26 protein-coding genes are annotated in these 25,708 nt (G+C 57.0%); 8 read left to right on the plus strand and 18 right to left on the minus strand.

Going from position 1 to position 25,708, the window contains the following annotated elements; all coding sequences use genetic code 11:
- Positions 1-362: 362 nt before the first annotated feature.
- Both C2E25_RS03320 and C2E25_RS03325 read right to left on the minus strand, forming a co-directional pair.
- Positions 363-887 carry a carboxymuconolactone decarboxylase family protein gene (locus tag C2E25_RS03320; protein ID WP_103114372.1) on the minus strand — a complete coding sequence of 175 codons (525 nt, stop codon included), beginning with the start codon at positions 885-887 and terminating at the stop codon, positions 363-365.
- Between the two features lie 59 nt (positions 888-946).
- Positions 947-1,531 (minus strand): TetR/AcrR family transcriptional regulator, encoded by a 585-nt coding sequence (locus tag C2E25_RS03325; protein WP_103114373.1) that lies wholly within the window; start codon positions 1,529-1,531, stop codon positions 947-949.
- 450 nt (positions 1,532-1,981) lie between these two features.
- On the opposite strand from C2E25_RS03325, the gene C2E25_RS03330 reads away from it, so the two are divergent.
- From C2E25_RS03330 to C2E25_RS03345, 4 genes are all read left to right on the plus strand, one after another.
- Positions 1,982-2,503, plus strand: a complete 522-nt coding sequence (locus C2E25_RS03330) for a MarR family winged helix-turn-helix transcriptional regulator (RefSeq protein WP_103114374.1) — start codon at positions 1,982-1,984, stop codon at positions 2,501-2,503.
- 333 nt (positions 2,504-2,836) lie between these two features.
- Positions 2,837-4,156, plus strand: coding sequence for a lysine 2,3-aminomutase (gene ablA, locus C2E25_RS03335; RefSeq protein ID WP_103114375.1), 1,320 nt, complete (start codon positions 2,837-2,839; stop codon positions 4,154-4,156).
- Entirely contained in the window at positions 4,146-4,982 is an 837-nt protein-coding gene (gene ablB / locus C2E25_RS03340) for a putative beta-lysine N-acetyltransferase (RefSeq protein ID WP_103114376.1), read from the plus strand. The genes ablA and ablB overlap by 11 nt, the downstream gene beginning before the upstream one ends.
- 14 nt (positions 4,983-4,996) lie before the next feature.
- Positions 4,997-5,359, plus strand: a complete 363-nt coding sequence (locus C2E25_RS03345) for a hypothetical protein (protein WP_146032887.1) — start codon at positions 4,997-4,999, stop codon at positions 5,357-5,359.
- 102 nt (positions 5,360-5,461) lie between these two features.
- On the opposite strand, the gene proX is transcribed toward C2E25_RS03345, so the two are convergent.
- From proX to proV, 3 genes are all read right to left on the minus strand, one after another.
- Complete coding sequence (gene proX, locus C2E25_RS03350) at positions 5,462-6,478, minus strand: glycine betaine/L-proline ABC transporter substrate-binding protein ProX (protein WP_103114378.1); 1,017 nt, start codon at positions 6,476-6,478, stop codon at positions 5,462-5,464.
- A gap of 177 nt (positions 6,479-6,655) precedes the next feature.
- Positions 6,656-7,495, minus strand: a complete 840-nt coding sequence (locus C2E25_RS03355) for an ABC transporter permease (protein WP_103114379.1) — start codon at positions 7,493-7,495, stop codon at positions 6,656-6,658.
- Positions 7,492-8,733, minus strand: a complete 1,242-nt coding sequence (proV, locus tag C2E25_RS03360; protein WP_103114380.1) for a glycine betaine/L-proline ABC transporter ATP-binding protein ProV — start codon at positions 8,731-8,733, stop codon at positions 7,492-7,494. The genes C2E25_RS03355 and proV overlap by 4 nt, the downstream gene beginning before the upstream one ends.
- Positions 8,734-8,865: 132 nt before the next feature.
- Here proV and C2E25_RS03365 point away from each other — a divergent pair, with 132 nt between their 5' ends.
- Positions 8,866-9,276 (plus strand): recombinase family protein, encoded by a 411-nt coding sequence (locus tag C2E25_RS03365; RefSeq protein WP_233189327.1) that lies wholly within the window; start codon positions 8,866-8,868, stop codon positions 9,274-9,276.
- A gap of 505 nt (positions 9,277-9,781) precedes the next feature.
- Here C2E25_RS03365 and htpG read toward each other — a convergent pair.
- From htpG to C2E25_RS03380, 5 genes are all read right to left on the minus strand, one after another.
- A complete protein-coding gene (gene htpG / locus C2E25_RS03370; protein ID WP_103114381.1) occupies positions 9,782-11,626 on the minus strand; it encodes a molecular chaperone HtpG in 1,845 nt (614 codons plus the stop codon).
- A complete protein-coding gene (locus C2E25_RS17430; RefSeq protein WP_158247112.1) occupies positions 11,604-11,810 on the minus strand; it encodes a hypothetical protein in 207 nt (68 codons plus the stop codon). Before C2E25_RS17430 ends, htpG begins: the two co-directional genes overlap by 23 nt.
- A gap of 138 nt (positions 11,811-11,948) precedes the next feature.
- Positions 11,949-12,422 carry a ferritin-like domain-containing protein gene (locus tag C2E25_RS03375; protein WP_103114382.1) on the minus strand — a complete coding sequence of 158 codons (474 nt, stop codon included), beginning with the start codon at positions 12,420-12,422 and terminating at the stop codon, positions 11,949-11,951.
- A gap of 16 nt (positions 12,423-12,438) precedes the next feature.
- A complete protein-coding gene (locus C2E25_RS17625; RefSeq protein ID WP_199177354.1) occupies positions 12,439-12,603 on the minus strand; it encodes a hypothetical protein in 165 nt (54 codons plus the stop codon).
- 89 nt (positions 12,604-12,692) lie between these two features.
- Positions 12,693-13,112: a secondary thiamine-phosphate synthase enzyme YjbQ gene (locus C2E25_RS03380; protein ID WP_103114383.1), complete on the minus strand. Its 420-nt coding sequence runs from the start codon at positions 13,110-13,112 to the stop codon at positions 12,693-12,695.
- A gap of 187 nt (positions 13,113-13,299) precedes the next feature.
- On the opposite strand from C2E25_RS03380, the gene C2E25_RS03385 reads away from it, so the two are divergent.
- Positions 13,300-14,259, plus strand: a complete 960-nt coding sequence (locus C2E25_RS03385) for a glucosaminidase domain-containing protein (protein WP_103114384.1) — start codon at positions 13,300-13,302, stop codon at positions 14,257-14,259.
- Here the strand turns inward: C2E25_RS03385 and C2E25_RS03390 are convergent.
- From C2E25_RS03390 to C2E25_RS03425, 8 genes are all read right to left on the minus strand, one after another.
- Positions 14,253-15,314 carry a polysaccharide deacetylase family protein gene (locus C2E25_RS03390; RefSeq protein ID WP_103114385.1) on the minus strand — a complete coding sequence of 354 codons (1,062 nt, stop codon included), beginning with the start codon at positions 15,312-15,314 and terminating at the stop codon, positions 14,253-14,255. The two genes, C2E25_RS03385 and C2E25_RS03390, sit on opposite strands and share 7 nt — an antisense overlap.
- A gap of 20 nt (positions 15,315-15,334) precedes the next feature.
- The gene (locus C2E25_RS03395; RefSeq protein WP_103114386.1) at positions 15,335-16,804 is read right to left on the minus strand and encodes an HD domain-containing protein; all 1,470 of its coding nucleotides are present in this window, start codon (positions 16,802-16,804) and stop codon (positions 15,335-15,337) included.
- Positions 16,805-16,925: 121 nt separating this feature from the next.
- On the minus strand, positions 16,926-17,273 hold the full coding sequence (locus C2E25_RS03400) for a histidine triad nucleotide-binding protein (RefSeq protein WP_103114387.1): 348 nt from the start codon (positions 17,271-17,273) through the stop codon (positions 16,926-16,928).
- Positions 17,248-19,470 carry an ATP-binding protein gene (locus C2E25_RS03405; protein WP_103114388.1) on the minus strand — a complete coding sequence of 741 codons (2,223 nt, stop codon included), beginning with the start codon at positions 19,468-19,470 and terminating at the stop codon, positions 17,248-17,250. Before C2E25_RS03405 ends, C2E25_RS03400 begins: the two co-directional genes overlap by 26 nt.
- Positions 19,467-20,585 (minus strand): metallophosphoesterase family protein, encoded by a 1,119-nt coding sequence (locus C2E25_RS03410; RefSeq protein WP_158247113.1) that lies wholly within the window; start codon positions 20,583-20,585, stop codon positions 19,467-19,469. Before C2E25_RS03410 ends, C2E25_RS03405 begins: the two co-directional genes overlap by 4 nt.
- A gap of 7 nt (positions 20,586-20,592) precedes the next feature.
- Positions 20,593-21,552: a peptidase U32 family protein gene (locus tag C2E25_RS03415; RefSeq protein ID WP_103114390.1), complete on the minus strand. Its 960-nt coding sequence runs from the start codon at positions 21,550-21,552 to the stop codon at positions 20,593-20,595.
- Complete coding sequence (locus C2E25_RS03420) at positions 21,549-22,310, minus strand: SAM-dependent methyltransferase (RefSeq protein ID WP_103114391.1); 762 nt, start codon at positions 22,308-22,310, stop codon at positions 21,549-21,551. Before C2E25_RS03420 ends, C2E25_RS03415 begins: the two co-directional genes overlap by 4 nt.
- Positions 22,307-23,071 carry a TlyA family RNA methyltransferase gene (locus C2E25_RS03425; RefSeq protein ID WP_269845095.1) on the minus strand — a complete coding sequence of 255 codons (765 nt, stop codon included), beginning with the start codon at positions 23,069-23,071 and terminating at the stop codon, positions 22,307-22,309. Before C2E25_RS03425 ends, C2E25_RS03420 begins: the two co-directional genes overlap by 4 nt.
- Positions 23,072-23,361: 290 nt before the next feature.
- Between C2E25_RS03425 and C2E25_RS03430 the strand changes: the two genes are divergently transcribed.
- Both C2E25_RS03430 and C2E25_RS03435 read left to right on the plus strand, forming a co-directional pair.
- A complete protein-coding gene (locus tag C2E25_RS03430; protein ID WP_103114393.1) occupies positions 23,362-23,748 on the plus strand; it encodes a response regulator in 387 nt (128 codons plus the stop codon).
- 15 nt (positions 23,749-23,763) lie between these two features.
- A complete protein-coding gene (locus C2E25_RS03435; protein WP_103114394.1) occupies positions 23,764-25,707 on the plus strand; it encodes a PAS domain-containing sensor histidine kinase in 1,944 nt (647 codons plus the stop codon).
- The last annotated feature ends 1 nt before the right edge of the window (position 25,708 follow it).

Here is a 25,708-nt window from a genome sequence, read left to right on the forward strand (position 1 = left end):
ATTTTCGGTTAGCACAACCCCTGTTTGCTGGTCAATTTTAGGTTAGCATTACTAGACTTTTCAAGGCGGGCGCCCTTTGATCCCCCTTGGGTATAACTCGGAAGGCCATATTCATGCTGATTGCGGTGTAGGCGGATACCGCATAGGGCATCAGATAGGTCAGGAACAGCTTGAGATAGTTGTTCTCCAAAGGCCAAACAGATGACCTTCTCTCCCTGATTGATCAGGTTGTAAAGGGTTCCCGCGACCAGAGCGACCTTTAACGCCCTGGTTATCACCTGGCCGTACTGACGATGATCTCGAATCTTCTTTTCACCGGTTGCCACCTGCAAGGGTCGGGGTCGTTGAGAGGCGCGCAGACATCAGAAGTCGATGTCCACTTCCAGAGAATCGAGAAACTTGTTGAAAGCGGTAAACAGTTCCATCACGCCGAGAGCTTCGACGATTTCGGCGTCGGTGGCACCGAGCTGTCGGAGCGCTGCGAATTCCTCCTCGGGGATACGCAACGGCTCACGGTTGGCCTTGCGGGCAAAGTTAATCAGTTTTTTTTCCTTGACGGAAAATTCGGCCTCGTCCAGATTCTCCTCAATGGCGGCAAGTTCCTCCTCCGTCACGCCGATAGCCCGCAGTGCGCCCGTGTGAGTCGCCACGCAGTAGGAACAGCTGTTGTCCTTGGAAACCAGTACCGCGATCGTCTCTTTGACCTTGCGACTCAGGCGCCCCTCCATCATCACCGCCTTGACCTTGTTCCAGTTGGCCTGCAGCAGGGGCGGATGGTGAGCATAGGTCTTAAAGAGGTTTGGTACCCGGCCAAAAGCTCTCTCGATTTCCTGGAAAATGACGGATACACTCTTGGTCTGTGTTACAATGGGAATAATGCGGGACATGACTTGACCTCCTTTTTAAACCAACCGGTTGGTCGGTTTTGTTGGAAAAAAATTTTCCCTCAGTCCAACTGCAGAAACACCTTCAAGGTGTCAAAACAAAGACGCAGGGGCTTTTCATCTTTTCTGAGCCTGGCGAGCATGATCCCCCCTTCAAGCGTCATCACGATGTACAGGGCCAAAGTATCGGCCGGAAGGTCCGCCCGCACCTGCCCGGAGTCCTGGGCAGCGGCGATAAAGCCTTCGAGTTTAGTGGCCATCTCGGCAAAGAACCGGTCCACGAACGCCGCATAGCGTTCATCACCATCGCTCATTTCCAGGGCGGTATTGCCGAAAATGCATCCCCCTACAAACCCCGACTTGCTGTGGATGGACACCACAGCGTCAAAGAAGTTGCTCAGGCATTCTCCTGGGGTATCGCCGGTGAGGGAACTCTCGAAAAACTCCATGAACCAATCCCGCGAGCGCCCGAGAACAGCGAGTCCGAGTTCGTCTTTTCCCGAAAAATGAAAGTAGAGGCTCCCCTTCTTGATCCCAGTCGCGGCAATCAGGTCGCTGACACTGGTACCCGTGAACCCCTTCCGCCGGATAATCCGGGCCGCTTCGGTTATGAGTCGTTCTTTTGTAATTTCGCCTTTGGTGGCCATAGATCTCACCCTTAAAAACCGACCGTTCGGTCAAAACTGCTCTTCAACAGAAAATCTGTCAAGAAAAAATTTTACTCTGCCCCCGGCTGCGAAAAAACTTTCTACCGTCTCTCGGTTTCGCTGACAAGGCTGATGTCGTCCGCTCAGCTTCTCGGCCAACTGGTCGAAGTCTAGGTCCATCTCAGTACCGAGTTGATCCTGGATCATGCCCCCGCCGCACCTGTCCGAGGCGTTGCAGTACCGGGGGCTGGATCGGAAGTTGGGGTGAGGGTGATGGACCGGAAATATCCGATCATTTTAGTGGCCAATTCTTATAATATTGTGAGTGATCCTCTATCCAGCTGGAATGCACAGCGGAGTAATAGCTCTTGTCTGGCGTGGTAACACTGGCTATGATACAGCACTGCCTTGAGGCCTTTACGCTTTGACTCCTGAGAAGGTACTGACCATATGAATACGACACTGGAAAACCTACCACAACCTCAGGTCCCGAAAGGGAGCTACGAACTCCGTATTCTTCAGGCGTTAAGGCGCATTATCCGTGCGGTCGATATCCATTCTCATAAACTCTCTACTCAGCACAATATCACCGGGCCGCAACTTGCCTGCCTGCTTGCGATCAACGAAGAGGGGCCATTGACAAGTGCCAACCTTGCCAAGAAAGTTTACTTGAGTCCAAGCACAGTCGTTGGAATTATTGATCGACTCGAAGAGAAAGGCCTGATAGAACGCAACCGTAATAGCAAGGATCGCCGCCAGGTCCATATTTCGACAACCTCTGCTGGTCGGCAACTGGTTGAAACGGCTCCCTCTCTCCTCCAGGACACCCTGTCCAGTGCCTTGGTAGAACTGCCGGAAATTGAGCAGGTTTCTATCACCATGTCGCTCGAAAAGCTGGTTGACCTGATGGAGGCCCGCCAAATTGAGGCGGCGCCTGTTCTTGAGACCGGTTCTTTATCCTCAGAGCTCTAGCCTCTCCCACTTTTTTAAGCCGTCAATCATCTCTAAAGAACCGCGCCATAGCTGTTGAATTTGACAGCGTGTGGTCATTTCTGCTAAAACAATTCGTACACGAACTATTTGCCCTCCAAAAATCAGTACACGAATGTGCTCCCTAGGGCAAGAATGGAAAGTCCGTGATTGTTTTTTAAAACATGCCTCAGATCCAATTTCCGCTCGCCCTTAACGCCGTAAATCGCGGCAAAACTCAAAATGATGCACGCAATGAATTATTTCGATGGATCCTTCGTCGAAAAGTTTTGGTGATAACCAGAGTGCACAAGAAACTGTGGAGCCAACAGAGCAATGAGCATTTATTCCAACAACCAGCAACAAATTGCCGAGTATTTAAGCCGAGAGGACAAGGTTACCCTGTCCAGGTGGACCGATTGGCGCTGGCAACTGAAGCATTCCATTACCCGTGTAGAAACCTTTGAAAAACTTCTCGGCATCGAACTTGAGGTGATGGAGAGACGCAAGATCTCTTTAACATTGAAGAAATTCCCCCTGTCGATGACCCCTTACTACCTGTCTCTGATCGATCGCAGCGACTTTCGTAACGATCCTGTCTTCCGCCAGGCTTTTCCAGATCCACAGGAATTGGAGATCGACAAATGCGACATGGTAGATCCGCTGGCCGAAGATCAGGACAGCCCGGCTCCGGGAATTACCCACCGCTATCCTGATCGCGTTCTGTTTCATGTCAGCAACGTCTGCGCCATGTACTGTCGGCACTGTACACGCAAGCGAAAGGTTGGCGATATCGACTCGATCCCGGACCGCAATCAGATCCTGGCCGGGCTTGATTATATCCGCAAGACACTGGAAATCCGAGACGTCCTGCTCTCCGGCGGTGATCCATTGATGCTCAACGACGCTTACCTCGACTGGATTCTGACTGAATTACGCCAGATCGAGCATGTCCAGGTGGTTCGCATCGGGTCGCGAATGCCGGTGGTTCTGCCCTACCGGGTTACTGACGAACTGGTTGAGATGTTAAAAAAGCACCAGCCCCTCTGGCTGAACACCCACTTTAACCATCCGTGCGAGATCACCAGTTCTTCCCGTGTGGCATTGAAGAAACTGGCCGATGCCGGGATTCCTCTCGGTAATCAGTCGGTGCTGTTGGCTGGGGTCAATGACTGCCCGCGGATCATAAAATCACTGGTGCACAAGCTGGTCGAAAACCGGGTGCGTCCCTACTATCTCTACCAGTGTGATCTGTCTGAAGGGCTTTCCCACTTTCGCACCCCGGTTGGCAAGGGGGTCGAGATCATGGAAAGCCTGATCGGCCATACCAGCGGTTTTTCGGTCCCGACCTATGTTATCGACGCTCCCGGTGGTGGCGGGAAAATACCCCTTATGCCAAATTATCTGATTTCTCTATCGACCAATAAGGTGGTGTTGCGCAACTACGAAGGGGTTATTACGACCTATCGGGAACCGGACAGTTACAAGCAGAAATTCTGTGATCGTAAGTGCGAAGGCTGTAACTTGAAGTTGAAATTGGAGGATGGTGAAGAAGCAGATGCCACTGGCATTGAAATGCTGCTGGACGATTGTGATGAGACGATCAGTTTGACCCCGGCAGAAAATCAACGCTTGGAGCGACGCGATGAGTGCTGACCGGATCGAGAGTTTCGGCAGGTCTCTCATTCAGCATGGTCCTGCCAATGATCGGATCTATCTGATGAAACTCGGAGAAGGTGATGCCCCAGAGATTCCTGTCCGTCTGACCGAGTTTGCAAAAGATAAGGGATATACAAAAATTTTTGCCAAGGTGCCTGCTGTGGCTCGACCGATGTTCACGAAGAGCGGCTTTGTCGAGGAGGCCCGGATTCCCGGGCTTTTCCAGAGAAAAGAGGATGGTTTCTTTCTGAGCAAGTTTATGTCGGTTGAACGCGAAACAGAAAAGCAGTCCAGCAGGGTCGCTGAGATTCTTAAGGCCTCCCGGCAAAAAGCAGGTAAAGCCGGGGACGTGCAACTGACAGATGGCCATGTCTACCGCATGATGCGCAAATGTGACGCTACCGATATGGCGCAGCTTTATCGGCAGGTCTTCGAGTCTTACCCCTTCCCGATCCATGATCCAGATTACCTCGTACAAACCATGAACGAAAACCTGATCTATTTTGGCATTTGGGCAGATAATCGGTTGATTGCACTGTCATCTGCTGAGGTCGATTTCGATAACAAGAATGCTGAAATGACTGACTTCGCGACTTTACCCGATTTCCGTGGCATGGGTCTCGCCAGCTACCTGTTGGGAAAAATGGACTCAGGTGTCAGGCAGATTGGCATCAAGACAGCCTATACGATCGCTCGCGCCTACTCCTTTGGCATGAATATCACCTTCGCCAAGCAAGGTTACCTTCACGGCGGCACTTTAACCAACAACACCCAGATCTCTGGAAGTCTGGAAAGCATGAATGTCTGGTACAAGCATCTATGAAGCGAGAAATTACCATGAAAAGAATCCTCATTGCCGGACATCGCCCTGAGATAGCCAAACTGTTTGAACTTCTCATGCGGCAACAAGACAGGCAGTTTGTCAGCGCCAAAAGCCTCACGCAATGTTTTGACCTTTCGATAAATACAGTGCCGGCACTCATTGTTATTGACTGTGCCATGGCCGAATTATGCCGATGTCACGAGGCGGTTGTTGCCTTGAAGGGTTCGTCAAAGACCGCCGAAATTCCGATTGTGCTGATCGATGACCCACAGCAGGGCGACGAAGATATCCGCAAACTGTTGGATATTGTGGACGGCGTATTTTCTGAACCGTTCAGCCCTACCGAAATCAAAAGGACGGCAGAGAAATACCTTTAATTCGGATGTCTATACAAATAGACTGGCAAACGCAATAAAAAAAGAGACGGAAGGACAATCCTTCCGTCTCTTACAGTTTATTTTTCTACCAGGTAGACCTGTTTAGGCGGCATTGCGTGCCGCTTCGAGCCAGCTGTCCCATTTTTTCCGGTTTTTTTGAATCCACTCCTTGACGTGACGCTTGATATCTTTCCGCGAGTTTTCACCATCCTGCATGCGGGTGTTCTGTGCATTGATATCGGAAAGCGGCAGAGTGAAAACCTCAAAGAATTTTTTGGCAGCCGGATTTTTGGCGAGAAACTTCTTGTTGGCAACAATCCGAATGTCGCTGACAACGAAGCCTGCTTTGAGAGGGTCGGTAACGGCACCCTTGATGCCGCTGACAGTCATTCGGTCCTTACCCGGCATCTGGGATTCTTTGGGCATGATCTTCGGTACGTTGATCCACATCACGTCTTTGCCCGGCTCCAGTTTGCCGATCGTCCAGTTCGGTGCCCAGGTGTAAAAGAAGACTGGTTTGCCAGCGCTGTAACGGGCCAGAGTGTCAGCCATGCTGGCGGAGTAGCCGGCTTTGATCGGATTGATGTGGTCTTTCAGACCGTAAACGTCCAGGTGGTGACTAATGACCTTTTCGCAGCCCCAGCCGGGAGGACAGGCTGTCAGGTCAGCTTTGCCGTCACCGTTGTCATCAAAGGCCTTTTTGACTTCGGGGCGCTTGAAGTCGTCCAGTGACTTGATGTTGAATTTTTCAACTTCTTTCTTTGAGACCAGATATCCCTGCAGACCACCAGCTTTTACAACATAACCGACAATTTCCACCTTGTCTTGCCACCCTTTCGGCATCTGGCTGGTGTGGTTCGGGAACCAACCATTCGGCCAGTAGTCGACGTCACCAAGTGCGACCGCCTGATAGAAGAGCGGATTTTGCAGTTCTTTAGTTTTTTTAAGCTTGAAACCTAGTTCCTTAAGCCCTTCCTCGACCAAAGCAGCCTGAAAATAACCGGTATTCCAGGTGGCGCGTGCGGGTTGAACCTTAACACCTTTGCCCGGCTTATCTGACCTCGCGTAGGCTGGTATAGCCAAGGCTAGAATCAGGAATGCAAACAGCAGCCGTTTCATAATACCTCCTCTTTCTTAGAAAACTAAGTTTAGCTGACAAGGAATCGCAATATTGTTGAGCAAGCGATCCAGACGAATGGACGAACGTTTTCATACAAAGGCCGGGGAATTCTATCCTCATCCGGTCTGCTTCCCTTATCCTTCAGGGTGAAGGCGTGGTATCTCTCAATGAGTCTCTTACTTTTTGCCAATCCCTTGGGTGATACGGTCCAGGACCATTGCCAGCAACACAATGGCCAACCCGCCGACAGTTGCCATGCCGATCTCCAGGGTATTGAGTCCCTGAACCACCGGGTTGCCAAGCCCACCTGCGCCGATCAGGGCAGCGATTACCACCATCGACAGGGCCATCATGATGGTCTGGTTCAACCCGGCCATAATCGACGGCATGGCCAACGGAAATTGGACCTTGCGCAGCACCTGCCAGTTGGTGGCACCGAAGGCGAGGGCTGCTTCTACCAGTTCGGGGTGAACCTGGCGAATGCCGAGGCTGGTCAGGCGGATGATTGGCGGCAGGGCGAAGACGATGGTTGCCAAGATGCCGGAGACGGTACCGATGCTGAACAGCATCACCACCGGTACCAGGTAGACAAAGGCCGGGGTGGTCTGCATGGCGTCAAGAAAGGGACGCAGGATCATTTCAAAACGGTCGCTGCGGCCGGCCATGATCCCCAGCGGGATGCCGGCGACGGCGCAGAAGACCACCGAGCAGATGACCATCGACAGTGTCGTCATGGTGTCTTCCCAGAGGCCCAGGTAGCCAATCAGCAGGAAAGTCAACAGGGTGAAGAGGGTAACCCGTTTGCCGGCAAAACGCCAGGCGGCGACAGCGAAGAGCAGGATCACCACCCAGGGCGGCAGGGTTGCGAAAAGCCATTCGAGCCCGTTCAGACTCCACTCGATCGGGGCTTTGATGATCTGGAAGATATCGCGGTAATTGGCTACCAGCCAATCGACGAAGGTTTGGATCCATTCATCCAGAGGAATTTGCTGTTCATCGAAATTGAAAATATTCATTTCGTGGCGGGCCCTTCCAGGGTTCCATTTTCCACCTGCTCGCTGCGGTGGAGGGTGCGGAGGAAAAGGTTCTTCGAGATGGCCCCGAGATATTTGCCGTCATCATCAAGAATCGCCAACGGCCAGGGATGGCTGGCGACTTGCGGTAGGATGTCCTGCATGTAGTCCCCGCTGAAGGCCGGTTTGGCCCCAGGTAGATAGGCGTTAGGGATGGTCTGATCGACCTCGGGCCGCTCGATTACCTCGCGCAGGGAATCGGTTGAGACAATACCTTTGAAGTGGCGCTCGCTGTCGACCACGTAACCATAGTCGCGGTCATTCTTGATCAGTCGCTGGAGTGCTGCACGGGGGCTCTTGCCATCGGCAATGACAATAGTCACCTGGGAATCAAGTGCAATGTCTCCTGCGGTGAGAATGTTGGTCGGGTCGACACCGCGGAAGAAGGCACGCACGTAGTCATCGGCCGGGTTCTGAAGGATCTCTTCCGGAGTGCCGACCTGCACCACACGCCCTCCCTCCATGATAGCTATCCTGTCCCCGATACGCATCGCCTCGTCGAGGTCGTGGGAAATAAAGACGATGGTCCTTTTCTGCCTGGCTTGCAGCCTGAGCAATTCGTCCTGCATCTCGGTGCGGATCAGTGGATCGAGGGCCGAAAAGGCCTCGTCCATCAGCAGTACCTCGGGGTCGGTCGCAAGTCCGCGTGCCAATCCGACCCGCTGCTGCATGCCGCCGGAAAGCTCGGCGGGCATGCTCTCTGCCCAGGCCTCAAGGCCAACCTGTTCCAGAGCTTTGAGCGCTCTCTCCTCGCGGGTTTTGCGATCGATCCCGTCCATTTCGAGTCCGAAAGCGGCATTCTGAAGCACGCTCATATGCGGCATCAACGCGAAGGACTGGAAAACCATACTCATCTTCTTGCGTCGCATTTGGACCAGTTGCCCACGGTTCATACTGGTGATCTCTTCGTTGTCAACGAAGACCTGGCCACTGGTCGGTTCTATCAGACGGTTGAGCATGCGCACAATAGTGGATTTCCCCGAGCCGGAGAGGCCCATGATGACAAAGATTTCACCGGCGTAGATCTCAAAGCTGGCGTTCTGCACCCCGATGGTGGTCTCGGTCAACTCGAAAATTTCTTCCTTGCTCAGCCCCTGCTCCAGCAGCGTGCGGGCTTTTTTCGGTTGTGGGCCGAAAATTTTAAACAGGTTTTTGATAGCAATCTTAGGGGTCACATCCATCTTATTATTTTCCCAAGGGATATTGGCATTCACTGAGACTGTTAGAGCCGCCAACGCTAGTGGACTAGGCTAACCCAAATCATATTTGAGGTCAAATCATTCGTCCACTAATCAATAGATGGTGGTATCTGAATCAGAGTTTCAACAGAGAATCAGGCCCGTGGTGAATCACCCAAGAACCACGAGGCCCGCGCTCGAATGTATGCTGAGCTCAAGGGCTGGGAGATTGTCGAGAAGTGTGATCTTTCTGAGGTTTCCGGCAAGTCGGTCTCCGACCACCCCGAAGCCCAGAGGATGTTTGCCGATGTCAAGTCAGGGAAGGTCCAGGGGCTGGTATTCTTCCGGCTTGCCAGCAACACTCGCGAGCTTCTGGATTTCTCCGAGTTCTTTCAGGAGCTCGGAGCTGGCATGATCAGCCCTGGGGAAGTCCTTGGCACCTTCTCCCCAACTTTATTGGGAAAATCCATATCAACCGAAGGGTCGTCTTGCACGGATCCCGTCACTTTTTCAACTAGCCAGGATATTGTTTGGAGTGAGGATTAATCGGCGCCTGATTTCCCAGGGTCAACCCATTGATCCACTTATATCAGGCCAGTCTGGAGACTGGTTCCTACAAATGGGGTTGTAGCCAAGAAAGTCTATGATCTTTGGGTAATACTGCCTGGTAATCACCCTGCCATGCTCCCAGTTCCAGATAGTCGAGACGCTGCCCCCCAGCCTGGCAGCTACTTCCTACTGCTGCAGGCCCAGCTCAATCTGTCTGCGGCGCAGGTATTCCCCCATGGTTCAGGAGTCTTGTTTTCGGCTCGGGTGACAGAGGGAGTCTCAGTTCGGTGGCGATGAAAAAACTCCGGTGAGTCGAGTGGAAATTATTGGTAAAGGGGTCCACATTCCTGTCCATGCGGCTTCCTCGGCGCCCCCCCCCCTGCCCCCCCCGCGCACCTGCACTCCGCTGATAACCCAGCGCGACCGCAACCGCAGAAGGCCGACGGTTTATACCGCCGGCCTTCCGGATATCATCACACAGATTGCCCTCTTCTGCGCAGATTCAGCCCTTCTCCCCCGTCAACTCCAAAATCCTGCTGCTGCGCTCCAGGAACGCCTCCATGCGGTCCTTGTCAAAGCTGCGCTGCGACAGGCAGGCGAGATCGTAGACCTGCCGTGCCAGCAGTTCGGCGGTTTCCTGATCTCCGGCTTCCTGCAGGCTGCGGATATTCTTCGCTACCGGGCTGGCGGCGTTGACCAGCAGGGTGTGTTCGGCAAACAGGTCGGGTTCGGCATCGCCAAGGGCGCGCGTCATCTCCTTGAAACGGCGGGTCTGCTCGTTGAGCAGCACCACCCCCGGCACCGCGGCATCGCGCAGAGCTTCGACCCGCACCTTGAGGCCCTTGACATCGAGGACTTTACCGAAGAACTCCTGCAGCGCCTCGCTGAGGGTCTTCTGATCCTTGCCGCTGGCGATCTCCGATCCCGCCTCCGTATCCAGCAGGCCGTCGGCGATATCGGCATCGATGCGCTCGAACTTGACCTCGGAGTTCTTCATTTCCAGAAACTGGATGAAGTGGCTGTCGATCATCGCCTCCAGTTTGAGAACCTCGAAGCCCTGGTCGGCGAACAGCTTCAGGTACGGCGCCTGAGCCGCCTCGTCGCTGGTGTAGAAGACCTTTCCCTCGTGCTTCTCTTTGGCGCGCTCCAGGTAGGCGTCGAGGGTGGTGTATTTTTCCTCGCCGGTGGTGCGGAAGACCACCTTGTCAGCGAGTTTCTTGTAGAACTTTTCATCCTTCATCATGCCGAACTTGACGAAGGTATGGATATCCTCCCAGATCGGCCCGAAGCTCTCCAGGTTCTTGGCCAGTTCGACGATCTTGCCGGCCACCCGCCCGGCGAGAACCTCCTGGATTTTGCGCACCTGCGGCTCGTTCTGCAGGTAGCTGCGCGAGACGTTGAGCGGCAGGTCGGGAGCGTCGAGGCAGCCCTGCAGGGGAGTCAGGAACTCGGGGATCAGTTCCCGGCAGTCGTCAGAGACGAACACCTGGTTGCAGAACAGCTTGATGTGGCTGGCGGTGACATCGAACTCATTGGTCAGCCGCGGGAAGTAGACGATCCCCTTGAGATTGAAAGGGAAGTCGATGTTGAGATGGATCCAGAACAGCGGATCCTCGGCCAGCGGGTAGAGCTTGCGGTAGAATTCGAGATACTGCTCGTCGCTGACCTCGCTCGGGGTGTGGCTCCAGAGCGGCTCGCAGTCGTTGACCGTCTCCCCGGCCAGACGAATCGGCAGCGGCAGGAAGTTGCAGTAGCGCTTGAGGACTTCACGCAGGCGCGCCGGTTCGAGGAACTCCTTCGCGTCGTCGGACAGATGGAGGATGATGTCAGTGCCTCGCTCTGCCTTGGGGAAGGGACGCAGTTCGTAGCTGGTCGAGCCGTCGCAGCTCCAGTGAACCCCTTCGGCACCTTCGGCGTAGGAGAGCGAGCGGATCTCCACCTTGTCGGCGACCATGAAGGCCGAATAGAAGCCGAGTCCAAAATGGCCGATGATCTGTTTCTTGTCTTCCAGGTCCTTGAAGCGGGAAACGAACTCTTCCGCCGACGAAAAAGCGATCTGATTGATGTACTTGCGAACCTCGTCGGCCGTCATGCCGATACCGTTGTCCCGAACGGTCAGGGTGCCGGCATCTTTGTCCACCTCGATATCGACACCGTACTCGTCACTGAGCTGCAGCCCCTCGACGAGATTGACATGCTGCAGTTTGTGAATGGCGTCAACCGCGTTGGACACCAGTTCCCGCAGGAAGATCTCGTGCTCGCTGTAAAGCCATTTCTTGATGATGGGAAAAATATTCTCGGTATGGATGGAGATTTTGCCCTGTTCAACTTTCGCCTTCTTCGTCATAAAAAACCTCCTGACAGCCGGTGCAACCGCCACCGGGGATGTCCAATCTGCTCAATGTCCAATCTTTAAAATCCAAGGCCTGGCGAACATCGACCCGCCAGGCCTTCCCGGAACAGAAACTAATAACCCTCTCAACGGATGTCAAGGGGCCGGCAGACTGAGCAAAAACGTCCATCTGCTGCATTGTCCTTCCCCCGCGTCAACGACGTACCTTCCGGTACGCCTTATTCCGCGGGGGGTACGGACGCCTGTCACCTGGACATTTTTGCTCAGCCTGGGGAACCTGACGTTTCAACACCCTGCCTGGAACAATCGTGGTCTCTCAGTTTTCACTCAAAAAATAGGTCTCGTAGAGATCTTCAAGTTTCTGCAGATGCCGACTTTCATCGTTGCCGATCTTCTCGAACATCTCGGCCATCGGCGCGCCGGCACAACCGCGGGCCATGCGCTGGTAGAAATCGACGGCGTTCTTTTCCAGGTGAATCGCGTAGGCAAGAGCCTCACGTACTCCGGAATCGGGAGACAGCTCCCTGCGGGTCAGAACATAGTCGAGATTCATGGTCGGAACCGGTCTCTGCAGCTGGTGTTCTTCGCCGACAAAACCCTCGATCAGGGCTTTTTCCAGGGCGTACTTGTGATCCAGTTCGTCCAGTGCCATTTCCTTGAGGATATCCCTGGCGTTGGCATCCCGGACAATCCTCAGTCCGCGCAGGTAGTGGCGATAACCTTCATTCTCCATCTCGATGGCCATCTCAAGGGCCGCTTCAAACGTGTGACAAGCCTGGGCTGTACTCATCAATCCACCCTTCCCGTCAATATATGACGATGTAATCATGCTGCTGGGCGATTTTGGAAATCTCCAGCACATCCTGGATATGATACTCGCGGCCGTCCAGAGTGAACAGGTAGCCGCCTTCCGGAAGCTCTTCGGCCAGTTCCAGCAACGCTTCAAAGCTCGCGGTTTTGATGGTCTGCATAAAAGGACTGCCTCCCGTTGAAAGTTTATCATAAACCTGAATCGGTGAACTCTTCAGCAACCGGTTTGAAAACGGAATCGAGCGCGGGCTTATTCGCCGATGATCTTGACCAGCACCCGTTTTCGCCGTCTGCCGTCAAATTCACCGTAAAAAATCTGTTCCCATGGGCCGAAATCCAGCCGCCCCGCCGTGACCGCGACCACCACCTCGCGCCCCATCACCGTCCTCTTCAGGTGAGCGTCGCCGTTATCTTCACCGGTCAGGTTGTGCCGGTAGCGTTCCAAAGGCTGGTGAGGAGCGATCTCCTCCAGCCAGCGCTCGAAATCGGCGTGCAGACCCGACTCGTCGTCGTTGATGAAAACCGATGCGGTAATATGCATGGCGTTCACCAGGCAGAGGCCCTCGGCAATACCGCTGTCAGCCAGACAGTTCTCGATATCGGCAGTGATGTTGACGAATCCGCGGCGAGCCGGGATTTGAAACCACAACTCCTTGCGATATGATTTCATGATGAGCCTCCTTGGATAGCTTTATCAGCGGCAAGTCGCGATCCGGGGTTGCCTGCAGACCCCAGCAATGATATAAGATGCGCTTTTGGATACAGAAAACGATTAATAAATATTCAGTTTATCCACGCATGTGAACCTGGCGCCTGCGAAAAAAGATGTCGCCCGCACAGGATAACATTTTGGAATCATGAAGAAAACCTTCAGTTTGACACTGATTTTCCTGCTGGTTGTCCCGGTCCTGCTCAACGGCGGTTGCCGTGACATCGAAGCTTCGGCCGACTTGTCGACCCTCATCCCCCCCAAGGAATTAAGCCCGGCAACCGTTGACGAGCTGGCTGCCGCCTTCGAATCCTACGGCTATGGCTGGGACCGTCTCGAACACGGGGTCCCGCCATTAATCCTGACCCGAATGCCGTCGGACATGGACCGGATAACGGATGTCCGCAGCAGGAAAAAACTCTTTTTCCTCGCCCTGCTGCCGATGGCGCTGATGCTCAACGAAGAGATCGACCAGCAGCGCCAGGAACTGATTCACATCCTCGCCCGCATCGAGGACCGGCAGCCTCTCAGCTCGGGACAATTGGCCGACCTGGAGGAGTTGCGGCGTTACTACAAGGTCAGGCGGAACCCGCTGACCAGTGCCGTCGCCCGCCGGGAACTGCTGCGCCGTGTCGCGGCCGTCCCCCCCAGCCTGCTGCTGGCGCAGGCGGCCAACGAATCGGGCTTCGGAACCTCTCGCTTCGCCCGTGACGCCAACAACCTTTTCGGCGAATGGACCTTCACCCCAGGAACCGGGCTGGTGCCGGCGGGGCGCCCTGAAGGAGCCAGTTACGAAGTTCGGGTTTTCCCCTCCATCTACGAGTCGCTGCGCTCCTACCTGCGCAACATCAATACTCACTGGGCCTACCGACCGTTGCGCGCGCTGCGGGCGGAGCTGCTGGAACAGGGACAACAGGTTTCGGGGACAGCGCTGGCCGCCGGCCTGGAACTCTACTCGGCCCGCCGCGGTGCCTATGTCGACGAAATCCGTACCATTATCCGCCACAACCAGTTGCAGCAGCTGGCCCGGGCAACCCTCCGCACCCCCCTGCCGATCCAGCGTTACCGTCGCCCCGGCGGCCCCGTTTACCAGATTGCCGCTCAATAGCCACCCTCCGGCACTGAAGGCCGAATCCACAAATAGCTGAACCAGGCCCAGCCGCCTTTTTTCAACGGCGCCGTCAGGGTGTACTTGCTGCGCCGCCCGGCAAGCGGCAGGCGGGCCTTTACCCGGAAACGGTCCTGAGTCCCGGGCACAGCCTGAATTTCTGCCGGAGGCTGCCCGGGAACATAGCACTGCATACGACGCGGATCGACCAGGTCTCCTGCCAGGCGGAATTCAAGCAGCGGCGGATTGTTCCCCTCGTCAAGCAGCGGGCCGGACGGCGAGAGGACCTCCACCGGCAACGGAAACATCCGCAGTTTCTGTCGAAACTGGCGCGGTGACGCGTAGGGCCCGCCCATGGGGAAGCGAGGCAGGGAGAACAGGTCGGTCCCGGCCGAAACCACACCGGACTGCTGAGCGACGGCAGCCGTGAATCCCGCCTGCCGCACAAGATCCTCAACCACGGGAGAATACTCGCCGTAGGGATAGGCGAAAATCCTCGGCCTCTTCTCCAGGTGAGTCGAAAAGGCCGCTGAGGCCCGCGCCAGGTCATCCTTGAGCCGCTGTCGCCAGGCCTGCTCCGATTCACCCGGACGATGGTCGATCATGTGCAGGTGAGAGGCGGTGTGGTGGCCGATCACCACCCCTTCCCGCTCCAGCGCCCGCAGATCCTTCCAGGAAAGATAATTCCGCCCCCCCACCGCGTCGGTATTGACAAACAAGGTGACCGGAAAATCATAGCGGCGCAGCAACGGCATGGCGCCGGTCAGAAAACTTCGATAGCCGTCATCCACGGTCAGAACGGCGCAATGTTCAGGCAGTTCCCGTCCGTCCCGGAGACGTCCGACCACTTCGGACAAGGGCAGAACCGGGACTTTCTCCCGCTGCAGGATTTCAAGCTGGGCGGCAAAATCCTCAAGGGATATGTTGGTTGCGGGGTAACGCGATTCACCGAAACGGTGATAGATGAAGATATTGGCCCGGCCCGCGTCGGCGCAAGGCGGAGCAACACCCTGGAAACAGGCCAGGATCAGGAGCAGAAAAAGAAAGGCTTTCATGGATGGAAGGCCCGTCGGTGTCAGGAATTCTTTTTGACTTTGCTGCGCAGGTAACGGCGAATGGCATTACGCGCCTTGGGAGTCACTGCCCACTCCAACCACTTGGGCAGTACCGACGGGGTGTCGCTGCGTTCGATAGCGATCTGGTCACCATCCATGAGCCGCGCCTTGAGCAGTCGGGTCTTGCCGTTGATCCGGGCCCGCCAGGCGTGCAGACCGAGATTCTCGTGAATATCGAAGGCGAAATCAAGTGCGCTGCTGCCCTCGGGAAGGATCCGCAGTTCGCCCTGCGGCGTGTAGACTCGAATCTGGGCCGAGGCCAGGCGCAGACCTTCGGTATCGACCGCCGACTCGCCCTCGAACAGGGAGCGCATCAGTTTCTTGAAATTGGCCAGCTGAAATTCAAAACCCGGCGCCAGCACCCCGGCCTCATTGAAACGGGCGAACTTGCGGGTGGTGATTTCGACCCGCAGCCGATGTTCCGCGGCCTGCACGGTAGTCTTCAACGCCTGGTAGCCGTGATGCGAGGGGGCATTGAGGTGATCACGCAGCTTGCCCGGAATCGGCGGGTAGAGACTGTGCAACAGGCCCAGGACCAGGTAGGCATCCATCACCCGGTCGACCAGGATTTCCAGCGTGTAGGTGGTTGCCAGGCCGCGCGCCGTCAACCGCGCGGCGGCAATGGAAAAGGGCCGCCAGCGGTCCCGCTGCAGGCTGTTGAGCTTGTGATGTTCAAGGGAATTCTGGATTCTGGCGCGGATTTTCCGCAGCGCCGGAGCGGTGCGTTCCTGGATCGACTCCAACGCCCGGCGATAACGTTCAGCCCGCGCCGGGTAAATGACATTCAGCGCCAGCGCGTCCAGCCGGGTGGCGACATAACCCATGCCGAGATGTTGGGCCAGGGGAACGTAGACGGCGCGGGTTTCTTCGGCAATCCGCAGCTGTTTGCCCTTTTTCAGCGCCCCGATGGTCTGCATGTTGTCGATCCGGTCCCAGAACTTGAGGCACAGCACCCGCACATCTTCAATCGCCGCCAGCAACTGCTTGCGATAGGTTTCGGCCTTGAGATCCTCCTTGCTGAGACGCTTGTCCTCGACCTTGGTCAGGCCGTTGACGAGCAACGCGACCTCCCCGCCGAATTCGGCCTCGACTTCATCAAGGGTCATCGGCGTATCTTCAACCACGTCGTGCAGGATGGCGGCGATGACGGAGGGGAAATCCATCCAGTGGCGGGCGGCCAGATGAGCGACCCGCAGCGGATGAAAGAAACAGGGTTCACCCGACTTGCGCAACTGTCCGCTGTGGCAGTCGCGGCCGATTCTGATCGCCAGCTGCAGGTCGTCAATCGACTGGTCGAGAACTTCTTCGCTCAACTCTCCGCCGAAATGAGTGACCAGCAGTTCCATCATTTCATTGACCAGGCGCTGTTCACGACGCCGGTCGTGCGTTTCCGGGGCTGCGGGAGGATGATGTTGGGGTATTCCTGTCATTGAAACCTTATCCCGAATCGCTACACCTGTGCTGCTTGCCGACGGGGCACCTGTTTCGGATCTATCTTAAAGAACACGGTCGCGTGCCGCAATACCGATTTGCATCGGGAGGCTTCGTCTCCTAACCCGGAGGCCAGCCCATGCGCCGTCCGCCGAGAAGATGGAAATGAAGGTGCCAGACAACCTGACCGCCGCTTTCATTGCAGTTGTTCACGATCCGGAACCCTTCGTCCGCGAATCCCTTTTCCCGGGCGATCCGCGCGGCCACCCGGTGAATATGGCCGACCAGTTCCCGGTCTTCAAGGTCCAGGTCGAGGGTGGTCGGGATATGCTTTTTCGGCAGCAGCAGATAATGGTGCGGCGCCTGCGGCGCGATATCTTCGACAACGACGATCTCTTCGTCCTGATAAACGAAATTTCCCGGGATCTCACCGGCGATGATTTTACAGAAGATGCAGTTGTCCGGCATTTTGCTCCTCCTTTATCGATCTGGCGGGAGCCCGGCTCCCATCGTCCAATGTTAGCACATGCCAGCGTTCCCGTGCGGCCCTTTTTGCCAACCATTCATCATGACTGAAAAGGATGACCTGATGATCAAGACTGAGTTTTTTCAGCAACTTGAGCATTCTTGCCTGACGGTTGCCATCAAGGTTCACCAACGCGTCATCCAGCAGGATCGGCAGTTTGCGGCCGTGGGAAAACTGGTCAACGAAAGCCAGCCGCACCGCCAGGGCAACGGCATCACGCGTCCCCCGGCTGAAATGAGGGAGCGGTTTCCAGCGCCCCCCCTCGCCGCGCAGGCTGATGGAAAGATCCTCGGCCAGACGCGCCTCCCGGTAGACGCCGTCACTGGCGGACTCAAGATAGGGGCCGATACGGGCGGCAAAGCGCTCCAGGTAATCGGCCCGGAAATGACTGACGGAATCCCGCAACACCTCGCAGGCGAGGGAAAGAACCCTTTTGCGGCCCTGCAGTCTGACAACATCCTGCAGCACCTCGGCGCGGTCTTCCTCCAGTTGAGGCCATCCGGCAAGCAGAGCTCCGCATTCGGCCCGGCGCATCCAGAGCCGGTTGCGCCGTTCCTCGGCGTCGACGATCTTTCGGCGCAGCTGCTCAAGCTCGGCTTCAGCGTCGGCGAGTTCCGCCGCTTCCAAATCAACACCGGGGCGTAGATTCCGGCCCTGCTGCCGCCGCTCTTCAACCAGGGCCAGGTCCCGCGTCAGCCGGCGGACAGTCCCGGCCAGTTCTTCAGCGGTGGGCAGCACCTTGAGGGCACTGTCGATCTCCCGCAGTGCCTGCAGTTTCTCACGATGACCGGCCCAGGCATCAAGCTGAGCATCCAGCACATCCAGCCGCACGGCAAGGCCCGCCGCGGCCAGGGGTTCTTCCAGCAGATCAAGTTGCCGTTGCAGTTCATGCTGCTGCTGTTCAAGCAGTTGCGCCTTGCCGCGCAGCTCACTGTGACGCACGGAACGACTGACCCGTCTCCGTATCGTCCAGACCCAGACCGGCCCGGTCAGCAGCACCCCCGACAGCAGGAAATAAATCCTCCACGGTTGAACATGCCAGGCACCGAAACCGGCGCCGAGGATGACCAGCAGTGTCCAGCCGCAAATAAAAAACATACTGCTTTTTTTCTCGTCGGCGAGATCCTGCCGCAGGCGTTGTTGTTCCTGCTGCAGTTGCCGGAGCTGCAGCAGGCAACGACGGGCCTCCTGCAATCGTTCGTGCAGATCGACGGAACCGTCTTCCGGCAGGGAAAGACCGACGGCGGAAAGTTGACGCCGCAGGGTCTCACGCTTCTGTGTCAGCTGCCGCTGCTTCGCCTGCTGCTCCCGCGTGATCGAAAATTGCTCTTCCAGGTGGCTCCGCTGCTCCTCCAGCTGCCAGTAGGTTCTGATCCACTGCAGGTATTTTTCTCCCTTGTCCAGTTCACGCTGGTCTTCGGCAAGCCCGGTTTCGAGATCAAGCAGCTCGGCCTCAATCGTGGAGAATTCCTTCCTGGCGGCGACGGACTGCTGCAGCAGCCCGTCGAGGCGGGCAAGCTCCTTTTCGGCCAGCTCCAGTTGCCGGTCGCGGGTCTTGTCCTTGCCCCAGGGATTTTCCCGGGTCACGCTGAACAATGTCTCCCGCAGATCATCAAGCACCTGGTCATAGTCGATTTCGGCACTCCCCGACAGCAGGGTCTTGATGCGTTCACTCAGGCTTTTGCCAAAATCGAGATCGAGATCCCCCTGGCCGAAAAAAAGGGTCGCGCGGAACAGGTCAGCGTCCCTGAAGCCAAGCAGTTCCTGTAATTCCAGCAGGTAGGCCTTCTTTTCCAGCGAACGACCGCGGGGCGAGGCTTTGCCCGAAACCTGCCGCCTGGTCTGGTAGAGTTGATCGGCCCATTCGAGCCCGACCTCGTCGGTCATAAGGTCTCGTTGGACACGCACACTGCCGCCATCAAGTTCGAATTGCAGCGCGCCACGACAGGCGCCGCCCCGTCCCCAGGGCAGATAACGTTTTTTATCCCGAACCCCGAACAGGATTGCCGGCACTGCTTCCATCAGTGTCGACTTGCCTGCCTCGTTGGGCCCCAGCACCAGGTTCAGTCCACGGCGAAATTCGAAGCAACGTCGCGAGAAGCGGCCGAAGGCCTCAAGATCGATGGAACGCAGGATCATCGCGCTCCTCCCTGGAAACGGACCATCACCTCTCGAAAAGCCTGCTCGATCTCGTGACGCGAAACGTCATTGTCGGCAGCGGCCAGCAGGGACCGGAAGCGCCTGACACAGGCACCCCGCACCGTCTCCTCCTCGGCGATTGCGGCGATAAAGTCACCCTGCAGCCAGCGGGTTTCGTCGACCAGTTCGAGGTAGTCGAAGCGACTCTCGGCGTAGGCGGCCAGGTAGTCGCGATCAAGGGCCCGATCAAGAACTCCCCGCAGGCAGAGTCGAACGATCGTCCCTTCCCCCCCCATGGCGGCAATCGCTTCGGCAATGTCCGTATCGGTCATCTGCCCGTCGACCTCCAGCTCCAGCTCCAGCAGCTGACGGCTCTGCACCTCGACCGGCTCCATCACCGCCCGGCCCGGTTCGAGATCAACAATCAGGGCGTGACGCGGCCCGTTCTCCCCGAACCGCTTTCCCTCCGGTGACCCCGGATAGCAGGCACGAAGCCGGTTTCCATCTTCCAGTTGCTGGAACCGGTGATAATGACCGAGGGCGACATAATCAAGCCCCCATTGTTTCAGCGCCGGAAAGGTGAAAGGCAGATCCTTGCCGCGGTATTGCCAATCCGGACTTCCTTCCAGCGATCCATGCAGCAGGCCAAGATGGATCCCGTCGCCGGGTCTGCGGGCCATGCAGGCGCGCAGGTCGTCGGCGCGTCCTGAATCCCAGCAGCAGGAATAAAGAAAAACAACATCATCACGGACCGTGATTCTGACGGGGCCGTCATTCCGCACCAGTTGCAGCGCGCCCTTGAATCGTTCGGGATGATAAACCGACTCGCCGGCAAGCAGGTAGTCGTGGGTCCCCGGCAACAGCACCGGCAGAATCCCACGCTGGACAAGACGCTGTAATTCACCCTCGACACAACCGATCAGAGCCCGCTCGGGAGAGGGATTGTCGAACAGGTCGCCGGCAATCAGGAACAGGTCGACCTCCCGATGGATGGCAAGATCGATCACCCGGCGGAAGGTATGAACAAAGTCCTGCTCCCGGACGGCGCCGAAAGTACCGAGAGCGGGAAAGGAGGCGCCGAGATGGAGGTCGGCGGTATGCAGACAACGGATCATGGGGATTTTATTCTCCCTGGTAAAACTCGGGATAGTAACAGACATTGGGGGAGCAGCCGGCGCCGAAACGGCGCCGATGGGCCTGACGGGCACGGCGGCGATACTCTTCACCCGGGAGATTTTCGGCCGCCAACTTGACAAAGTCCCGTGCCAGGGCGAGGTTGGCCAACTTCATCGCCGTCGGAGCGCCCCGGCCGACCAGCTTCAGCCCGCGAATTCCGCCCGCCCGCAGATGGGGAATGGCGCACAGGCCGCAACCGTGGCGGCGGTTGCTCTTAGACCAGCTGCGCTGGCGTTTGACAGCGGCCTCGATAACAGCTGAAGGATGTTCATCCATCGGGTTGATTTCATAGGGGATTTCACATGGCCAGATCTTGTCCGGGCTACTGTGATGAAAGCTGCACAGGCCCTCGGTATTGGGACATTTACCGACCAACAGAAAGGCGTCACAACCGACCTCGGGGACGTCCCCGGCAACGGCGGCCATTTCGGCAACACTCAGGTGGCGAGGCAGCACGACGCTGGAAATCCCGGCCCGCTGATAGACACGAACAGCTTCGGAATTGCCGAGATGCGCCAGGGTGCTGGCGTGAAACTTCAGTTCGGGAAAACGTCGGTGCAGCACCCGCAACAGACCGAGATCCGCCAGAATCACGCCATGCAGGCCAACGACGGCGGATTGTTCGACCAGGGCGATCAGCAGCGGCCACTGCGGCTCGGTATAAAAGGGGCTGTTGAGAGTCAGGTAAAAGTTCCGACCGGCCTGATGACACGCGGAGACCGCCTGCTGAAAACAGGAAAAATCATCGAACTGGGCGCCACTGAAGGTGCGCTGATTGACCGCGGCGAGTGAACCATGCCCCTGCGGCCAGTTCGGGGGAATCACCCCGCCGTAGAGCTCGTCCGCTCCGGCGGCCAGCAGCGGTTCCAGTTCATCCGGGCTGTCAATGGGACTGATCAGTTTCATGAACGATGGCGCCAGATATGTTCACGGCGGAAATCCCACCAGGCGCCTCCCGGTGAAGCGGTCAGGGTTTCACCGACGATAACCAGGGTCAGGGCGGGACGGTGGGTATCCGGCCCGAGGTTGAAAAAGTCGCGACCGGCGGTCAGGTCGACAATGGTGTCGAGATTCCCCAGCAGGATCTCTTCGCCGGGCAGTCCGAGGCGGTGCAGCAGCGCAATCGGAACACTGCGTCCGTACCCCCGGCGCAGCTGGGCGACCAGCTCTTCCAGCGGCAGGTTGTTCATGTAGATCAGCAGCGTCACTCCGGGGGCGGCCAGGTCGGCCAGCTCGGGAGCATTCTCGTCATCCCCCAGCGTGCGCGGCGAAGCGATGATGGCCCGGTTGCAGACCCCGGGCAGATCGAGGGTTTTCTTCAACCGCGCGGAAGCGGCATTGGCGGTACCGACACCGGGGATCACCTCGGCATTCTCACCGAGGGTATCAACCAGGGCCTGGAACGGCGCGTAGAAGGTCAGGTCGCCGGGCACCAGGAAGGCCACGGGGCCCTTTTGACGGCACGCGTCGATCAACGCGAGCAGTTCATCAAAATAGTAGTCGAAGGGGGAATGAATTTTTTTGCCCCGCAGCAGCCGGGCAAAGGTCTGGCCGAGGGGATCAGGCGTAAAAACCGTAGCCGCCTGTTCAAGCAGCCGGGCACCCCGCAGAGTCAACAAGTCGGGATCACCGGGGCCGGCGCCGATAAAAAAGACGCGATTCATAAGTCCTCACCCGTTTTCAGATAGAGAAGAAATTCCCGGTTACCCTTAGGGCCGAGAATGGGGCTGGCCGCCGAGGCGGCGACCACCAGTTCCAGCCCGGCGGCGAACTCGCTGATCCGGTTGACCACGCGGCGGTGCTGTTCCGGATCACGGACAACGCCGCCCTTGCCGACCTTTCCCCTCCCGACCTCGAACTGCGGCTTGACCAGGGCAATGATCTCGGCCGGCCGCGCCAGCAGCGCCAGGGTCGGCGGCAGCACTTTCTCCAACGAGATAAAGGAGGCGTCAATAACCGCCAGGTCGGGCTTTTCAGCAAGGATGGAGGGTTCGAGGCGGCGGATGTTGGTCCGCTCCAGGTTGATCACCCGGGGGTCGTTGCGCAACGACCAGGCCAGTTGTCCGTAACCGACATCGACGGCATAGACCTTCATGACACCGGCCTGCAGCAGGCAGTCGGTAAACCCGCCGGTCGAGGCGCCGACATCAATGGCGACCCGACCTCTCACCACAACCGGAAATTGCGCTAAAGCAGCGGCCAGCTTCAACCCGCCACGTGACACGTAGGGGATATCCTCACCCTTGAGCCGAATCTTCGCGGCAACCGGAACCTGGGTTCCGGGCTTGTCGACCCGATGGTCATCGACCACCACCTGCCCGGCGAGAATCAACGCCCGGGCCCTTTCCCGGGAGGCAACCAGGCCCTTGTCAACAAGGATTTTATCAATGCGTTGTTTGCCGCTCATCGGCCATGAAATTAACATAGCGCCCCGTCCCCGGCAACCGCTTTGAGGGACTCCGGACAGCGTAAACTAACTGAATCAGGTTGATCCCAGCCGAAAAATACTCTATACATCGCAGCGGTAAACTGGCGAAAGAAAAGTCACTCCGACCCGGATGCCGGCAACAAAAAATTCGAGAAATTTTCCAGGAACAAGCTAAAGTATTTGGTAAGGTCAAAATCAGGCACAGGCAACAGCCCCGGCGACCCTCTCTACCGGGCGCGTCATGAACATGAACCCGGGCATTCACCCGACCAGCAAAGGGATCAACCATGAATGAACAGATCCTGGTGATCGACGACGAAGAGAGCATCCGTTTTACTTTTCAGTATCTGCTCGCCGACCGGGGATACGCGGTCGATGTCGCCGAAGGTCCGAAGGACGCGTTGGCACAGTTGGAAGCAAAGAACTACGACCTGATTTTTCTTGACCTGCTGCTCGGAACCCATTCCGGGATTTCAGTCCTCAGGCAGATCAGGCAGATCGCCCCCCTGACGCCGGTGGTCATGGTGACCGGCGCCCCGGATGAAGACACCGTTTCCGAAGCAATCCGCTGCGGCGCCTTTGCCTATATCCCCAAGCCGGTGCGCCAGGAAACCCTGATGACCATGACCGCCAAGGCTCTCGACTACCGCGGCAAGCTCCGCAAAGATTCCTGACGGGCATTCAGCTCCATGGACCAGTCACACTACCAGGAACTCTTCACCCAACTCCCGGTCCCCATCTGGGTGGAAGACTTTTCGGCCGTCAAGAAACGGCTCGATGATATCCGGGGGAACTGCGGCAGCAGCCTGCTGGACTATTTTCGGGACCATCCGGAGGTCGTTCGGGAGTGCGCGCGCCTGGTGAAAATCACTGAAGTCAACGACAAGGTTCTGGAGATCTACGGGGCATCGTCCAAGGATGACCTGCTGACCCGACTTGACCAGGTATTCACGGAAGAAAGTTTTGAGATTTTTGCTGAAAATCTGACGCGGATTCTTTCCGGGGAAACCCAGTTCAGCACCCATACCCCGAATCGCACCCTTGACGGCAGAATTATCCAGGTCGAATTGCGCATTATCCTGCCGGACGCCTATCAGCATACCTGGGAAAAAGTCTTTGTCGCCACCCTCGATGTCACCCGGCAATTCCAGGCCGAGCAGGCCCTGAAACAGAGCGAGGAACGGTTCCGCCTGTTTTACCGCAATGCCCCCCTGCCCTACCAGTCCCTCGATGCCACCGGCCGCTTCATCGACGTCAACCCGGCTTTCGAGGAGATGCTCGGCTACCGGCGGGAGGAACTGATCGGTACCCGGGTGGCGAAACTGCTGACCGCCGAATCACAATCGTTGCTGCAGCAACGGTTCTGCGCCTTTCTCGATGACGGCAGTGTCAACGATCTCGAATTCACTATGCGTCGCAAGGACGGCACCCTGATCGACGTGATGGTCAAGGGCCGCGTCGGCTACGACCTGGAAGGCCGGTTCAAGCAGGCGCATTGCCTGCTGACCAATATCACTGAACAGAAAAGGGCCCAGACTGAACTGAAAAAAAGGGAACACAGCTACCGTCGGCTCTACGAACAGTTCCGCATTCTGTTTGACGGCATCCCCGATGTGTTGCTGCTGTTGACCGGCGATTCACGCCTCACCTGGGCCAACGAATCGGCCTCAAAAGCGTGCGGCATTCCGGTGGAAAACATGATCGGCAAGACCTGCCGACAACTCTTCGAGGAGCACTCGGCTCCCTGCGATGTCGAGATGACCGAGCGCTGTATCGCCGAGGGTGAAATCGGGACCTCGCTGGTCACTACCCCGGATGGACGATCCTGGGGTGTCAGGGCGTTTCCGATCCGCTCCGATGACGGCAAGGTCATTCAGATCATGGAACTGGCCCATGACGTCACCGACAAGATCAAGTTGCAGGCCGAAACCATGCGGACCGGACACCTGGCCGCCCTCGGCGAACTGGCCGCCGGTGTCGCCCACGAAATCAACAACCCGATCAACGGCATCATCAACTACGCCCAGATCCTGATCAACCAGGGGAAAAAGGAAGGTCGGCAGAATGAAATCGCCGAACGCATCGTCAAGGAAGGAGACCGCATCGCCACCATTGTCGGCAACCTGCTGAGTTTTTCCCGTGACCGGGTCGAAGAGAAACGGCCTGTGGTTCTGAACAACCTGCTGCAGGAAGCTCTCTCCCTCTGCGCCACTCGCCTGCGCAAGGACGGGATCAATCTTGAGTTGGACATACCCGCCAACCTGCCCTGTCTGCTCGGCAAGCACCAGAAGCTGGAACAGGTTTTCATCAATCTGATCAGCAATGCCCAACACGCCCTCAACCAGCGTTTCCCTTCCCCCTGTCCGGACAAGAAGCTGATCATCTCGGCCCGGCCGCTTACCAACCGCGGCATGTTGGAAATCGTTTTCCACGACCACGGCTGCGGCATTCCCGAAGGGGTTCGCGACCGGATTCTCAATCCCTTTTTTTCGACCAAACCCCAGGGCGAGGGAACCGGACTTGGTTTGAGCATCAGCCATGGTATTATTCAGGACCATGGCGGAGCCATCTACTTCGACAGCCTGCCGGGCGCTTTTACACGGGTCATTTTGACCCTTCCCATCGCGGGATAAG

It is taken from the genome of Geothermobacter hydrogeniphilus (assembly GCF_002898515.1).
In the GTDB taxonomy this organism is placed as follows: Bacteria; Desulfobacterota; Desulfuromonadia; order Desulfuromonadales; family Geothermobacteraceae; genus Geothermobacter_A.

Coding starts and splice junctions, on each gene's coding strand:
- C2E25_RS03320 (WP_103114372.1), bottom strand. CDS start 887: ATGTCCCGCATTATTCCCATTGTAACACAGACCAAGAGTGTATCCGTC.
- C2E25_RS03325 (WP_103114373.1), bottom strand. CDS start 1,531: ATGGCCACCAAAGGCGAAATTACAAAAGAACGACTCATAACCGAAGCG.
- C2E25_RS03330 (WP_103114374.1), top strand. CDS start 1,982: ATGAATACGACACTGGAAAACCTACCACAACCTCAGGTCCCGAAAGGG.
- ablA (WP_103114375.1), top strand. CDS start 2,837: ATGAGCATTTATTCCAACAACCAGCAACAAATTGCCGAGTATTTAAGC.
- ablB (WP_103114376.1), top strand. CDS start 4,146: ATGAGTGCTGACCGGATCGAGAGTTTCGGCAGGTCTCTCATTCAGCAT.
- C2E25_RS03345 (WP_146032887.1), top strand. CDS start 4,997: ATGAAAAGAATCCTCATTGCCGGACATCGCCCTGAGATAGCCAAACTG.
- proX (WP_103114378.1), bottom strand. CDS start 6,478: ATGAAACGGCTGCTGTTTGCATTCCTGATTCTAGCCTTGGCTATACCA.
- C2E25_RS03355 (WP_103114379.1), bottom strand. CDS start 7,495: ATGAATATTTTCAATTTCGATGAACAGCAAATTCCTCTGGATGAATGG.
- proV (WP_103114380.1), bottom strand. CDS start 8,733: ATGGATGTGACCCCTAAGATTGCTATCAAAAACCTGTTTAAAATTTTC.
- htpG (WP_103114381.1), bottom strand. CDS start 11,626: ATGACGAAGAAGGCGAAAGTTGAACAGGGCAAAATCTCCATCCATACC.
- C2E25_RS17430 (WP_158247112.1), bottom strand. CDS start 11,810: ATGCAGCAGATGGACGTTTTTGCTCAGTCTGCCGGCCCCTTGACATCC.
- C2E25_RS03375 (WP_103114382.1), bottom strand. CDS start 12,422: ATGAGTACAGCCCAGGCTTGTCACACGTTTGAAGCGGCCCTTGAGATG.
- C2E25_RS17625 (WP_199177354.1), bottom strand. CDS start 12,603: ATGCAGACCATCAAAACCGCGAGCTTTGAAGCGTTGCTGGAACTGGCC.
- C2E25_RS03380 (WP_103114383.1), bottom strand. CDS start 13,112: ATGAAATCATATCGCAAGGAGTTGTGGTTTCAAATCCCGGCTCGCCGC.
- C2E25_RS03385 (WP_103114384.1), top strand. CDS start 13,300: ATGAAGAAAACCTTCAGTTTGACACTGATTTTCCTGCTGGTTGTCCCG.
- C2E25_RS03390 (WP_103114385.1), bottom strand. CDS start 15,314: ATGAAAGCCTTTCTTTTTCTGCTCCTGATCCTGGCCTGTTTCCAGGGT.
- C2E25_RS03395 (WP_103114386.1), bottom strand. CDS start 16,804: ATGACAGGAATACCCCAACATCATCCTCCCGCAGCCCCGGAAACGCAC.
- C2E25_RS03400 (WP_103114387.1), bottom strand. CDS start 17,273: ATGCCGGACAACTGCATCTTCTGTAAAATCATCGCCGGTGAGATCCCG.
- C2E25_RS03405 (WP_103114388.1), bottom strand. CDS start 19,470: ATGATCCTGCGTTCCATCGATCTTGAGGCCTTCGGCCGCTTCTCGCGA.
- C2E25_RS03410 (WP_158247113.1), bottom strand. CDS start 20,585: ATGATCCGTTGTCTGCATACCGCCGACCTCCATCTCGGCGCCTCCTTT.
- C2E25_RS03415 (WP_103114390.1), bottom strand. CDS start 21,552: ATGAAACTGATCAGTCCCATTGACAGCCCGGATGAACTGGAACCGCTG.
- C2E25_RS03420 (WP_103114391.1), bottom strand. CDS start 22,310: ATGAATCGCGTCTTTTTTATCGGCGCCGGCCCCGGTGATCCCGACTTG.
- C2E25_RS03425 (WP_269845095.1), bottom strand. CDS start 23,071: ATGTTAATTTCATGGCCGATGAGCGGCAAACAACGCATTGATAAAATC.
- C2E25_RS03430 (WP_103114393.1), top strand. CDS start 23,362: ATGAATGAACAGATCCTGGTGATCGACGACGAAGAGAGCATCCGTTTT.
- C2E25_RS03435 (WP_103114394.1), top strand. CDS start 23,764: ATGGACCAGTCACACTACCAGGAACTCTTCACCCAACTCCCGGTCCCC.